Below are 15,097 nucleotides of genomic sequence, written 5' to 3'. Positions count from 1 at the left end.
TGGTGATGTTGCGGCAAACGGCTCCGGACTATCCGGGAGTGAGCCTGGCAGTGGGCGCTTCGTTCACGCTGCGGGAAAGGGCTACGAATTGAAGAATGCCAGCGCCCCCGCAGCCAAAGCGGTGTCGTGCCACCGCACTCCATAGGACGCTCCCTGGATTCGGCATCTGCTGGAGCGCCCGGCTACGGAAACCGCCTTAACTGAGTGCCATTCCAGACAGCCTTCGAGAGTGAAAGGTCACCCGCTTGCAGCAAAGGGCACCTGCTAATCTGTTAGAAGACGCCATCCGGTGCTGGGTCCGACATTACTTCACTTGGACCGTGAGCCGCGCCTTGCCATCGGGATCCTTCGCCGGGTCGTGCTTCCAGCCCAGGGTAAAGCCTTCGATCAAGGCCTTCGCCTCGCGGTTCCAAAGCTCGAAGGACCCGCCGGTAGTGGTGGCCACGTCAAGACGATGACCGTCCAAGCCGGCCATCTCGATGCGTGCCTGGGTGAGGCCCGGACCGCTGACTTCCGGGGTCTCCGCGTCCACGGCCTCGACCAGCTCGAGCTTCATCTTCTTGCCATTGGTGCGGAGGAAATCCATGCGGTCCTTCTTCACCTTCTCCTTCAGCTTCCCGGGGTCCTTGTCGTAGACGTAAAGGTTCGGGACCATGACCCGCATCACGAAGCGGGGGTTGTTGAGCTTGCCCGTTTCCAGCAGCTTGCCGCCGGCGCTGATCACGCCCTTTTCCATTTCCAAATTCACCTCGAAGCTGGCGTCACCCGCGACCGTGCCGCGGAAGGTGAGCTTCTTCGCATCCGCCGTGGCGGGTGTCACCGCCTCCCAGCCGGTGTCCGGCACGGTCTTGCTGACGACCTTGCCATCCGGAGTGAGGTCCTCGATCAAGGGCACGAAGCGGATCGCATATTTGTCGGTCATGAGATCGCCCTTTTGCTTCCTGAGGATAAGCTCCGCTTCACCACTCCGCTTGATGCGGAAGCGATAGTCGCGCGTCTCCATACCGGCGTACATGCCGAGCCAAGGCTCCTTGGTGAGCTGGGGCAATTCGGCGGCGAACAAAGGCAATGCGGAGCAGAGAAGCAGTGGAAACATCGCCTTCATGACAGCCTTGGAGAAAGACGCCTGCCGCCTAATTTGCGAGGCGTTTCCTTCACATCCATGGACGCCGAAAGCCTCGCCCGCTCTGCCACGACTGACAGCACGCCTCCCGCTGAACTGAGCGCGGAGTTGCGGGTCCTGTGGCTGGCACGCGCGGGCCACTGGGATGAGGCCCATGACGACTGCCAGAACCTGCCCGATCCGGCGGGTGCATGGATCCATGCGTGGCTGCATCGCGAGGAAGGTGACCAGGGCAACGCGGCCTACTGGTATGCGCGGGCCCGCAAGCCGGTGCCGGCGCGCGGCCTGTCACTCGAAGACGAGTGGCTGGAGATCGCGCGTGCGCTGGCGTCCTAAGTTCCCCGGCGGCGCTCATGCCGACAGGTGCCGGAGATGGCGGGATGTAGGACAGAACCGGGTAGCGGTTCCAAGGCAGCGCGCCCCCTCATTTGCGCGCCAAGCGGCCACGGACTGCGCATTTTTGCCGCTTTTTCGGCAAACTTTACATTATACCGACATCGTTGCTGCGGCGTAAAAGCACTGATTTTCCAATATTCGGCCATAGTTGTGCAATCAAACGCGTCACCTCAGATCAATTTGCTGTAAAAATCATATTTTGATTCAAAAAGTGCCCGAAAAATCCATGTTGCAGGGGTTACCGACCTCACAACAACCTAAAAATGTTTCTCAACCGTGCTTCGATCCTCCGGGCCGCGCTCCTAACGGCCAGCGCGTCTCTTCTCCCCGCCACGGCGGCTGACCTCTACTTCGACACCAATGGTGCGACCGCCGGCTCCGGCAATGCGGCCGGTGCTTGGAATACCGGGACGACCTGGACCACCGATGTGACGGGTGCCAGCGCGACCGTGGCATGGACCAACGGCCAATCGGCGATTTTCTCCGCGGGCACGGATGGTGTTGGCACCAAGGCGGTGACGATCACGGGCACTGTCGCAACACCCCTCATCCAGCTCAAGGAAGCGGGCATGGTGAACATCACCGGCGGCTCGATCGACATCACCGGCGGCTCGGTCTTCAACACCTCCGTCGTGGGTGCCGCCACCGGCCGCTCGCTCACCTGGACCTCGGCGGTGACCGGCACCGGCCCGCTCAACCTCGCCGTGAACGGTGACACCACGAATACCGGCGGTGGCTCGAACGTGATCTTCGCGCTGACCGGCACGAATACCTTCACCGGCGATGTGACCATCAGCTCGGGTGTCGTCGGCTACACCTCGAACTTCGGGAATGCGGCGAACAAGATCATCCTCGACGGCGGTGGTATCGTCTTCAACACGACGGGCAACTTCACCCGCAACATCGAGGCCGTAGTGTCCGGTGGCGTGCTGCGGAACTACGGTGCGGCCAACTCCACGCTCAGCGGCACTCTCAGCGGCACCGGTAATATCCGCCGCACCGATGGCGGCACCGCGATCCTGACCGGCGACGGAACTGGTTTCTCCGGTGGCTTGCTGATCGAACGCGGCACCGTCCAGGTGGGCAACGGCACCACCACGACCAACCTGATTCCCAATGTCGCCTCTGTGACCTTGGGTGACGGAAGTGGCGCGGGCACGCTCCGCTATCAACTCGATGGCTCCATGACGCTGGCGACGCCGGTGATCTTCGCGAACACCGGATCCGTGCTGGCCTGGCAAGGAACGGACTCCGGCGACGTGCTCACCATCAACAACGCTGCCGGCCCCGCCAATAACAGCGGCAGCCTGCGCGTGAACTCCGGTGCGATCAACCTGGCGAGCGGCGCCGATGCCCTCTTCGGCACGGTCAGCGTGACGAGCACCCCGGCCAACAGTGCCACGGCAGTGGTCGGCAACCTCAACATTCTGCCGGGCTCGCTGCTGGGCACCAGTTTCTTCAACATCGGCGACGGCGCCAATACGGCAGGCGTGGTCAACCAGAGCGGTGGCACCGTGACCTTGGCCAGCGGCAGCAGCGGCTTCCGTCTCGGCCACTGGGCGAACGGTCTGACCCCGGGCTCTATCTACAACCTCTCCGGCGGTACGCTTGATGCAAGCGGCCTGAATGCCAACACCGGCGCGGCCCAGCTCATCAGCGTTGGCTGGGACGGTGCCGGAGCGATGACCGTCGGCGGCGGTGCTGGTCCTGCGGTCTTGAAGGCCCCGGGTCTTCAGTTTGACCAGAGCCGTGCAGGCACGGGCAACTCGGCTTCGACCTTCACTCTGTCCCCCAACGGGACCTTCGAGATCGGCACCCGCGGCACGCTCGCCGCCGGGACGAACGACTTCGTGTACCTCAATGGCGGCAAGATCGTGGCGGCCAATGCCACCACCTTGGCCACGCCGATGGTCGCCAATGCGTCGACCACCTCGACCTTCGACCTCAACGGCACGACCAGCGTTCTGACCGCTCCTATCACTGGCACCGGCACGCTTTCGCTCACGGATAGCCTTGGCGGCGGCATGCTGGAGCTCAGCCAGCCAAGCGGCTCGCGGACGATCACCGCCGGCCTCGCTGGCACGCTGGATCTGCGAAAGACCGGTGCTGGCAGCGTGAACCTGACGGGCAACAACACCTTGGCGGGCACGGTTTACGTGGACGCCGGGCGCCTCGACCTGAACGGCACCAACGCAATCAAGGTCGACGTCAACGACGGCGTCACCTTCGGTGGTGAAGGCTCGACCACCGGCACGCTGTCGCTCGGCGTGAGCGGCGGTGCGAACCTGGCGGTGGATCCGACCACTCCCGGTGCCTTCCACGCGGGCGGCGGGCTCAGCCTGAACGGCATCAACAACATCGCCCTAAGTGTGCCCTTCAGCGGCACCACCAACATCCTGACTTATGGCGGCAGCTTGACCGGCAACCTTAGCAATCTGGCCCTGCCGGGACAAGCGAACTACCGCTCCGCCTCGGTCAACTTCAGCCCGGGCGTCATCAGCCTCACGATCAACAACAAGGATCTCGTCTGGACCGGCACGGGTGGCGGACTGTGGGACCTCAACACCACCGGCGGCTTCAATGACGCAGGTGCTGCGGCCAACAATTTCTTCTGGGGTGACAACACCCGCTTCGATGATACCGCGGCGGTCACCGCGGTGGCGATCACCGGCGAACTGGCTCCGGGCAAGATCACGGTGGATGCGGATACCAATGCCTTCACCATCACCGGTGGCGCTGGCAACTTCATCTCCGGGATCGGCTCGCTTTACAAGACCGGCAGCTCGACGCTGACGATCAACGCCCCGAACACCTTCAGCGGCGGAACCATCATCAGTGAAGGCGCGATCGCCGTCACTGGCACCAACGGTGGCCTTGGCACCGGCAGCGTCACTCTGGGTGATGCCGCCACCGGGGCATCGAGTGTCTCGCTGCTGCTTGGCAATGGCCGCGGCATGGCGAATCCGATCACGGTCAGCTCGCTGGCTACCGGCCAGGCCATCATCGGCTTCGCTGGCACCGGTGTGAACTACACCGAGTTCACCGGTCCGGTCGCGCTGCAGCGCGACGTGACCCTGCGCTCCGGCACCACCGACCGCCTCCACTTCGGCGGGGTGATCTCCGGAACCGGCAACCTGACCATCGACGGCGGCAAGCGCGTGACGATGTCCGGCAGCAATACCTTCACCGGCAACGTCGCGATCCGCGACGCTGGCACGATCTTCCAGACCTTCGGCGGCAATCCGATCCCGGATGCTTCGAGCGTGGATGTGGGACCCGATGCGATCTTCCAGGTTTACACCTCGGAAACCATGGGTGCGCTGACCGGCACCGGCTTCATGCAGCCGATCGCCGGCAAGCCGACCCTGACCGTGGGTAGCGGCAACGCCAGCGGCACCTTCGCCGGCACGCTGCGCCCGCAGGGTTCGGACCACCTGAACATCACCAAGACGGGCACCGGCACGGAGACCTTTTCCGGTTCGATCCAGTCGCCGGGTTCCTTCACCGTCAGCGGCGGTATCCTGGAATTGACCGGCACGGCAGCCTTCGGCCGCAACCTGCAGGCAGGCTCGGCGATGCCGACCCGCGCACTGCAAGGCACCAGCGGCACGATCCGGGTGGCTGGCAGCAGCGCCGATGTCACGCTGCGCCGCAATAGCACCGGCCTGACCGCCGGGATCACCCTCGCGGGCGGCACGACCACCGTGGGCCACAACCTGGCGCTGGCCACCGCACCGGTCACCATCAACGGTGGCTCGCTGCGCTTCGACAACTCCGGCACCTACTTCACCGCGCTTGCCAACAGCGTGTTGACCGCAGGCACCCTGAGCTCCGACACCACCACCAACAACCTGGCCACGCTTCACGCGGTCACTGGTGACGTGGTACCGGGCGCGACCACGCACATCTACAACGGGTTCATCTACCTGACCGCAGGCCAGTGGTCCTTCGGCGAAAACTTCGACGACGGGGCCTCGATCGTGGTCAACGGCACCCAGTTGTTCAACGACGCGGTCTACAACACCACCACCACCGGCACCTTCAATGCTCCGGACGACGGCTGGTATAGCATCGACGTCCGCGCCTACCAAGGAGCCGGAGCCGCAGGTGGCAACGGCGCGTGGGGCACTGCCGGCATCGGCATCGGTATCCGCAAGGGTGCCAGCAGCACCGACGTGGCCGACTACGTCGCGCTTACCGACGGCGCATTGGGCACCCGCCTGGTGAGCGTGAATAGCTTCAGCTTCAGCAATACGGTCGCCCTCACCGGCACGGGCACCTTCGACACCTCGACGATGGTCGGCCAGCCGGGCGTCGCAGGCAGCGATGGCAATGGCACCGGCGGCGATGTCACGCTCACCGGCGTGATCAGCGGCGCGGGCAGCCTGGTGAAGAGCGGCACCGGCACCCTGGTGCTGGCGGCCACAAACACCTACACCGGCAACACCACCGTCAACGGCGGGCGCCTCACGCTGGGCACCGCCTCGCTGGCGGACGCGTCGGATGTCTCGATTGCCGCGGGTGCAATCCTGAACCTGACCCACGGTGCCAACGACACCGTGCACTCGCTGTTCATCAACGGCGTGGGCATGGCTCCCGGCACTTACAACGCCACCACCAATCCAGCCAGCTTCAGCGGCTCCGGTTCGCTGGTGGTCACCACCGCCGGTAGCGGCGGCACTCCGTATGGCAACTGGGCTACCGCCAACGGCATCACCGGTGCGGGTGGCAATGTGGACTCCGATGGCGATCGCATCCCGAACGGCATCGAGTTCGTCATCGGCGGCGATCCTTCCGGCCCGGGCTCGGCTTCGAGCGCGCTGCTGCCGACGGTCACCACGGACGCCAACTACCTGACCATCGTCTACCGCCGTGCTGACGCCTCCGTCACCTACAACCCGCGCGTGCAATACAGCACCGCGCTGGCGCAGGGAGGCTGGACGAACGCCGTGAACGGACAGCCGAGTGGCACGCCGGTGGTCATCACCGAGGAGAACGACGCCTTCGCCACCGGCATCGACCGGGTGACGGTGAAGATCCCGCGCGCCTTGGCTGCTCCGGGCACCAAGCTCTTCGGCCGCCTGACCGCGGACGTTCCCTGATCTTGTTGGGTTATTGGGCTCAGAGCCGTCCGGGGATTTCCCCGGACGGCTTTTTTTTCCGTAACGGCCAGCTTTGTTCCCGACATATGGCGGCAGTCGCTCCGGCCCAGCCACTTGGCTCTTTTTCTCCCCTTTTCGTAGCAACTTCTACCCGAACGGTAGTTTGACTCCATCTCAACTACCGGCAAGAACCCATCCCCCGCGCCCCCGACCCCGGCGCGACCCAAGACCAACCCATGAAATCGTTGAACCCGATTGTCAGGTCCTCCCTGACCCAAGCTGCCCTGCTTACCGTGCTCGCCACGGCGGCCCACGCCGCCGAACAAGTGGTGGATGCAGGCGTAGCGAATATCAATGTCGCCACCGGTGATACCGTGTGGTTCGACTCCGCGAACACCAATGCCGCCATCGCGCTCGGCACCATCAATAGCGCAACCCCGACCACCGGCTCTCTGCCCGGCTGGGCCCACACCCGCTGGAGCTTCCTGAAATATGACGGCGCGAATGTCGTCGAAATTCCGAATGCGGAAAAGATCTTGGGCACGGCCCTGCTGGGCACCGCAACGGCGGCCTCGACCTACTACGACAATGCGGCGGGCACCACGCTGGCCGCGAACCAATCCATCGGCCTTGTGGAGACCGCCCGCGACTTCGCGATCAACACCGGCTTCACGCTCGACGTCACCAAGGGCGGCCTGCTGTTCCACAACAACAGCCACTGGGTGAAGGGCGGCGGCTCGATCACCTCGGCCGCGGGCCAGTTGACCGTAGTAGCAAACGGCGGCTCCGGCGATTATCAGATCAACGGGGTCACGATCAAAGACTTCAACGGCACCACGCCGCTGACTCTGGTGAAGACCGGCCCTGACGCTCTGGGCCTGGCCAATGCCAACACCTACACCGGCGGCACCTACATCAACAACGGCCGCCTGCGTGCGACGAACACCGGCGCTTACGGTGCTACCACCGGCTTGGTAAAGGTGCTGGGCGCCAACTCGCAGGCCTGCTTGGCCGCTGCGGGAAACTTCGGCCAATCCTTCCAGATCGAAGGCTTGGGCTGGACGGAAGGCGCGGTGAAGATCGGCGCGATCCGCTTCGAATCCGCAGCCACTGTCACCGGCTCGGTGACCCTGACCGGTGACTCGCGGATGGCGGTGAACAACAACGTCAGCGGCGCGATCAGCGGAGCCCTTTCCGGCAGCAACGCGCTTGAAATCGGCGTCACCGGTTTCACGGGCACGCTCAACCTGAATGGCGGCGGCATGGGCATGACCGGCCCTGTGACCGTTTCCTTCGGACGGCTGAACGTGAACAATAGCCTCGGCTCTTCAGTCACGGTTGCTGGCGGTGCCAGCCTCGGTGGTGAAGGCACCATCGCCGGAAACCTGACCACGGGTGCGGCCACGGCCTCCAGCCTGGTGATCAACGGCAACACCCCGGCGGCCATGGTGGTGAGCGGTGCAGTGGACCTCTCCGGAGGCGCCACCAACCTGGCGGTGACCGAAGCATCGGCCTCGCCCTTCACGGCCTTCACCTACGGCAGCCTCACCGGTCCGGTCACGAACCTGACCGTCAGCGGCGTCCGCGGCGGCACGGCCAGCAATGACGCGGCGAACTCGCAAGTGCTGGTAAGCTTCACGCCTGCGGCCCTGACCTGGACCGGCAGCGCGAATGCCAACTGGACCCAAAACGCCGACCTGAACTTCGACAACGGCGCCGCGACCAGCTTCTTCAACGGCGACAGTGTGAGCTTCACGGAAGCCGCGACGGTGAAGACCCTGGCCATCGTCGGCCTCGTCAATCCGGGCAGCCTCAGCTTCAACCACACCTCCGACTACACGGTGACGGGCGCAGGTGCAGGCATCGGTGGCAGCACGGGCCTGACCAAGAACGGCACCGGCACCCTCACCCTGGGCGGCTCGCTGAGCAGCTTCACCGGCCCCGTGGTAGTGAATGCCGGCCGCCTGAAGTATGGCGGCAATGCCGAAGCCCTCGGCAACAACTCGGGTGTCACGATCGCCAGCGGCGCGCAGGTCGACATCAATGGCAACACTCCCGGAGGAGCCGGTCGTAACTACGACTGGACCATCGCCGGCAACGGCCCGGACAGCTTGGGCGCGATCACGACCAGCGCTGCCAACAACATCCAGGAAAACGCCGGACTCCGCAGCGTGACCCTGAGCGCAGACGCTTCGATCGGCGGCAACGGCGGGCGCTTCGACCTCGGCAACGGGGCGGGCACCGGCACGATCACCGGCAACGGCCACACCCTCACCAAAGTCGGCAGCGCAGCGGTTGGCTTCCGCTCGAACGCCAGCGGCTCGCCGATCAACATCGTCATCGCCGGTGGCAAGTCTTGGGGTGAGAACACCGACGCAGCCTGGGGCGGTGCCACGGGCAACCTGCGCGTGAAGAATGGCGCAATGGCCGGCACCTACGGTGTCCGCACCATCGCCACACCGGTCGTCCTGGAAGCTGGAGCCAAGCTCTACAACGAAGGTGGCGGCCAAGGCACCTGGACCGGCAATGTCACCCTCGAGGGCGACGCAACGGTGGAAGCAGGCAATGCCGCCATGGCGCTGAACGGCAACGTGACGGGGGCCTTCTCCCTGACCAAGACCGGTGGGCAAACCGCTGTGATTGCGAATGCCCAGTATACCGGGAACACGACGGTCAGCGCTGGTATCCTGACGATCAGCGGCGCGACCTTGGCCGATAGCAGCACCGTCTCGATCGCCAATACCGCGGGCACCAAGCTGGACTTGCCGCACGGCCTGTCCGACTCGGTGGCGCAACTGCTGATCAACGGCGTCCCGGTGGCTGCCGGCACCTACGGTTCCACCGCCTCGGCCGCGACCAACAAGGATGACAACCGCTTCAGCGGCACGGGCATGCTCAACGTGACGGTCGGCGCCAACGACTATCAGGTCTGGGCCGCCAACCAAGGAATCGCGGGTGCCTCTGGCATTGCGGATTCTGACGGCGACGGCATCCCGAACGGGATCGAATTCGTCATCGGCGGTGATCCCAGCGGGCCGAGTTCCGATTCCACCTCGCTGCTGCCGACCTTGGACAACAGCAATCCTGCGTACGTGGAGTTCACCTTCCGGCGCACCGATGCCTCGGCCGGTAACAATCCCTATGTGCAGTATAGTTCCTCGCTTAACGGTTGGACTACCGCCGAGCCGGGCGTACCGGTGGAGAACCCGGTGACGATCGACGAAACCTTCGACTTCTACGGCGCCGGCATCGACCGCGTGGTGGTGCGCATTCCGCGCGCCTTGTCGAGCGGAGGCAGTCTCTTCACCCGCCTGCGGGTGGATATCCCCTGAGCCTAGGTTCCATTAATTCGCAAAGCCGCCCGGGAATCCCCGGGCGGCTTTTTCGTTTGGGGAAGCGAACGTGATCGGGTGATCATAAAAGGCATTTTTACGCATACTTTTCATTTATTAGCATCATTGCGCGACACCGAGAAGCGTCTCAAAAGATCAATTAATCACATTTAATCACAATATTATTTCAAAGGTGCGGTTTATGCTCATGTTAGTCAGCGATCTCGACCGCACTCCCCATGCCCTTTTCCCGCGTCTCCTTACTACGCGCCGCCTTGCTGACGGCCACCGCCTCGATCCTGAACGCCCATGCCGGCACCCTCTATTGGGATACGAACGGCAATACCGCCGGCTCCGGCAACGTCGGCGGCACCTGGGACAGTGGCACCAACTGGAGCACCAATGCCGCGGGCACCGCAGCGACGGCCGCATGGGTCAACGGCGAAAACGTCGTATTCTCCGCAGGCACGGACGGAACCGCCACCAAGGCGGTCACCATCGCCGGCACGGTCCTGACTCCATCGATCCTCCTGGAGGAGCTCGGCTTGGTGAACCTCACGGGTGGCAGCCTGGACATCACAGGCGGCTCGACCTTCAACACCTCCGTCCTGGGCACAGCGACCGGCCGGTCCCTGACCTGGACGAGCAATATCGTCGGCACCGGCGGGCTCACGCTGGCAGTGAACGGCGACCTTTCCGCCTCGGGCGGCAGCTCGAACACCGTCTTCGCGCTGACCGGCACGAATACCTTCACCGGCAACGTGACGATCACCTCGGGGATCGTGAACGCAGCCTCAAACTTCGGCGATGCGACGAACAAGATCATCCTCAACGGCGGCGGGATCGTGGATGCCAACGCCAACGGGATCATCACCCGCGACATCGAGATCGGCGCGGCCGGCGGGGTGATCCGCAACTACGGCAGCACCACGAATTTCCGCCTGCAAGGCGCGCTGACCGGCAACGGCGAGCTCAGGCGTACAGATGGCGGCACCACGGTGCTGACCGGCAATGGCAGCGGCTTCACCGGTGCGCTGAACATCCAGTCCGGCACCCTGCAGATCGGCGACGGCTTGCAGACTTCGAATCTGGTGGCGAATGCTTCCGGCATCACCTTGGGCACCGCCAGCACCGCGGGCACTTTGCGCTACCAGGTGGATAGCTCCTTCACGCTTGGCCAAGCGGTGAGCTTCCTGAACAGCGGATCGAACCTGATCTGGCAGGGCACCAGCGCCGCTGACGTGATGACCGTGAACGGGGTTGTAGGCACCAACTCGACGCTCGGCCGGGTGCAGGTGAACTCGGGTACCATGACCCTCGCTTCGGGGGCAAACGTGAAGGTGGCCTCGGTCGGACTGGTCAGCACACCCTCGAATACCGTCGGCGCTCCGGTCGGCACGATGGTGGTTGAGAACGGAGCCAGCCTGACCACGAAGTACATCGGCCTGGGCGATGCCAGCAACACCTCGGGCAACATCAACCAAACCGGTGGCAACGTGACCGTTGAAAGCGGTGGCAATGGGATCCGGATCGGCCACTGGGCCAATGGCTCCAGCCCGGGCAGCCTCTACAACCTTTCGGGTGGCAGCCTAGACGCTTCCGCCGTAGCGGTGAACGTCGGCTGGGATGGCAAGGGCGACATGATCGTGGGTGGCGGTGCCAGTAGCGCGACGCTGAAGGCAGGCTCCATCACCGTGGATGCCAGCGGGGATACGGCGGCATTCAACGACACGCTGACCATTTCCAACAATGGCGTGGTGGAAGTAGGCGGCACCTTGAACTCCGGCAGCGTTAACGACAAGGTGATCCTCAACGGCGGTCTGCTGCGCGCGACGGGCAGCGGCGGCACCTGGTCGGCCCCTTTTACGCTGAACGCAGCGACTACTTCGACCTTCGAGGCGAATGCGGGAGCCACCGCTACGGTGAGTGGCGTACTTTCGGGATCAGGCGACCTGGCGCAAGGCGGGGCTGGCACGATTTCCTATACGGCGGCCAACACCTTCACCGGCAACCTGACGGTGAACAGCGGGACGATGTCCGGAACGGGCAGTATCCTGGGGAACGTGACCGTGAACTCGATGCTCAACGCAGGCGCGACATCGGCCTTCGGCTCGGCCGGCACCCTGACGCTCGGTGACGCCAGCGCGACGACGACGACCGCGACCATCAATGGTCTCTCCACCTTCGATCTCAACGCAGCCTCGGTATCGACGGGCAATGACCTGGTGGCGGTGAACGACAACCTGAGCTTCGGCGGCGCCTCGACCGTAGGAGCAAACGTCTATGGCGGCGCGCTGACGAATGGATCCGTTTACACACTCTTCACCTACACCGGCACCTTGAGCGGCACGCCGGTGCTGGATTCCGCCTTCGTGGCGAGCCACCGGCAGACCTTCGCGCTGGATACATCCACCGCCGGGCAGATCAAGATGTCGGTGAGTGGCTCTGCCGCGAATCTGGTGTGGGCAGGCGACGGGACCACGAACGCCTGGAACATCAACAACAGCGCCAACTGGACCAACGGTGGCGCGGACAAATTCTACCAAACGGATAGCGTCTCCTTCACCGATGCCGGCAACAACGGGGTGCCGATTAACCTGACGGGCACGCTCAACACGCCCTCGCTCAGCGTCAATGCGACGAACAACTACACCTTCGGCGGCAGCGGCTCGATCATCGGTGGAGGTGCCTTCAGCAAGGCCGGCAGCGGATCCCTGACGGTGCTGACCGATGCAACCCTGGGTGCGATGAACATCAGCGCCGGCGCGGTGAACTTCGGCAACGGCGGGACCACCGGTGGGCTGCTCGGCAGTGGCACGGTCACCCTCGCCAGCGGCACGACGCTGACCATGAACCGCTCCGACGCGACGAGCTTCAACCGCGCTTTCGCGGCCGGCAGCGCGGGCAGCTTCATCAAGGAAGGTGCGGGCAACCTCACCCTGAGCAGCTTCCAGCTGCTGCCGCGGAACGTGACCGTGAACGCGGGCACGCTGACGGTGACGGGCGGCAGCTTCGGCGGCAATCGCCTGGACGGTGCCGGGGTGATCACCGTGAACAACGGTGGCACCATGGTGCTTGCCGCCGGCTCGGCCCACTCGCTCGGCGGCAGCGACAGCGCCATGACGGAGTCGCTGACCCTCAATGGCGGTATCCTGACCGTGAACCAGGAGCAGTATCTGAACAACCTGACGCTGAACGGCGGCACGGTGAACGGCAGCGCGGAAATCCGCTCCAGCAACGCGACCAACTGGCAGGTGACGGGAAGCACGGCATCCACCGTATCCGCGCGGGTCAACACGGTCGGCGCGGCGAATTGGAACGTTGCGAATGTCACCGGCAATGCGGCCGAAGACCTGACCGTCTCTGGCAACATCATCGGCACCGGCACGGTCAACAAGACCGGCGTCGGCACGATGCGGGTGAGCGGCACGAACACCTTCACCTCCGCGCTCAACATCAGCGCCGGTAGTTTCCAAGCGGCTTCCGCAACGGCGCTCGGCTGGGGCGGCGCAATCGGCAATGCCGCGGTCAACGGCACCACGGTCAGCGGCGACGCCTCGCTCGACATCTACGGCGTGAGCGTGAACGAGGCGGTGACGCTCAATGGCGGCAAGCTGATCAACTCGAACACCACGACGGCGGGCACCTTGGCCAGCGGCATCGCCGGCGTGCGGGTCAGCGCGGTCGGCAGCGCTTACACTTCCGCGCCGACGGTGGCCTTCAGCGGCGGCGGCGGCTCCGGGGCGACGGCAACGACCGCCCTGAGCGGCGCTACCGTGGGATCCGTCACCACGACGGCGGCGGGGAGTGGCTATACCTCCGCGCCAACGGTAACCCTGAACGGCGGGGTCGGCACCGGGGCCACGGCGACTGCGGTCGTTTCATCGCTAATCCTGAGCGGCACGAACAACGAGGTGGGCGGCGACGGCACCCTGAACGTGAACGCGCTGATCACCGGCACTGGCGGATTCACCAAGATCGGCACCGGCACCCTGAATCTGGGCATGGCCGCGAACAACTTCACCGGCAATCTGGCGGTGAACGGCGGTAGCGTGAACGTGGCGGTGCAGGGCAACGCCACCACCACTGCCTTTGGCAGCGCGAGCTCCGCGCGGACGGTGACGATCAACAACGGCGGCACGGTCAACTTCAACACCAACAACGTGATGGGCAACGGCGCGACCGCGCTGGCCAGCCTGACCTCCTTCACCGTCAACCAAGGCGGCACGCTGGCGACGAACAATTACAACGTGCTCGGCGCGGTGAACATCAACGGCGGCACGGTGAGCGTGAACCGCACGGGCACGCCCTCGGGTTACCAGGGTTTCGAATTTAAGGGCACGGTAACTACCGGGGGCACGAGTCAATCGACCATCGCCGGCACCAATGGCTATGGTCACCATCTCGCGGGCAACATCACCTTCGACGTGGCCGATGCGACCAGCGGCACCGACCTGCTGGTCTCCGCGGGCTTGCGCAACGCCTCGGCCGACGTGGGCGGGACCGGCGGCCTGACCAAGATCGGCGGCGGCACGATGGCGATGACCGGAAGCAGCAACTACACCGGTGCCACGCTCGTTTCCGCGGGCACCTTGCTGGTGAATGGTGCGCTGGGGGCTACAGCGGTGACTGTCGGCACCAATGGCACGCTCGGCGGCGGCTCGGCCACGGCCGGCACGATCGCGGGCAATGTGACGGTGGATGGCACACTGGCTCCCGGCAGCAGCGCAGGCACCCTGGCGCTGGGTGGCAACCTGACCTTCAGCTCCAGCGCCGTGGTCAACATGGAGCTGAATGCCACCGATCCACTGAGCCTCGGCCTCGGGGTCAACGACCTGGTGACGGTGGGTGGCGTGCTGACCTTGGACGGCACGCTGAATGTCAGCGGAGCAACGGCAGCCAACTTCATGGGGCTGGATTCCGGGACTTGGACGATCTTCACCTACAGCGGCTCGCTGGTGGACAATGGAATGAGCCTCGGCAGCATGCCCGGCCTGGACAACGGCCGGAGCTGGGAGCTGAGCAGCGGTGGCGGCAAAGTGAACGTGAGCATCGTGCCGGAACCGCGGGCGGCGCTGCTGGGGGCGCTCGGCTTCCTGATGCTCCTGCGGAGAAGGCGGTGATCGATCTTGATCGCAGTGCTG

5 protein-coding genes are annotated in these 15,097 nt (G+C 64.6%); 4 read left to right on the top strand and 1 reads right to left on the bottom strand.

Going from position 1 to position 15,097, the window contains the following annotated elements:
* Positions 1–304 precede the first annotated feature (304 nt).
* Positions 305–1,096 carry a hypothetical protein gene (locus BV071_RS22775; RefSeq protein WP_265594759.1) on the bottom strand — a complete coding sequence of 264 codons (792 nt, stop codon included), beginning with the start codon at positions 1,094–1,096 and terminating at the stop codon, positions 305–307.
* A 42-nt stretch (positions 1,097–1,138) separates the two neighbouring features.
* Between BV071_RS22775 and BV071_RS22770 the strand changes: the two genes are divergently transcribed.
* From BV071_RS22770 to BV071_RS22755, 4 genes are all read left to right on the top strand, one after another.
* Positions 1,139–1,459: a hypothetical protein gene (locus BV071_RS22770; RefSeq protein ID WP_265594758.1), complete on the top strand. Its 321-nt coding sequence runs from the start codon at positions 1,139–1,141 to the stop codon at positions 1,457–1,459.
* Between the two features lie 323 nt (positions 1,460–1,782).
* The gene (locus tag BV071_RS36090; protein WP_035612138.1) at positions 1,783–6,621 is read left to right on the top strand and encodes an autotransporter-associated beta strand repeat-containing protein; all 4,839 of its coding nucleotides are present in this window, start codon (positions 1,783–1,785) and stop codon (positions 6,619–6,621) included.
* Between the two features lie 236 nt (positions 6,622–6,857).
* Entirely contained in the window at positions 6,858–9,953 is a 3,096-nt protein-coding gene (locus tag BV071_RS22760; protein ID WP_081886177.1) for an autotransporter-associated beta strand repeat-containing protein, read from the top strand.
* Positions 9,954–10,192: 239 nt separating this feature from the next.
* Entirely contained in the window at positions 10,193–15,076 is a 4,884-nt protein-coding gene (locus BV071_RS22755; RefSeq protein WP_035612136.1) for an autotransporter-associated beta strand repeat-containing protein, read from the top strand.
* Positions 15,077–15,097 lie beyond the last annotated feature (21 nt).

The organism is Haloferula sp. BvORR071, assembly GCF_000739615.1.
Taxonomy (GTDB): domain Bacteria; phylum Verrucomicrobiota; class Verrucomicrobiia; order Verrucomicrobiales; family Akkermansiaceae; genus Haloferula.
This window is presented reverse-complemented; position numbering and strand designations above follow the sequence as displayed.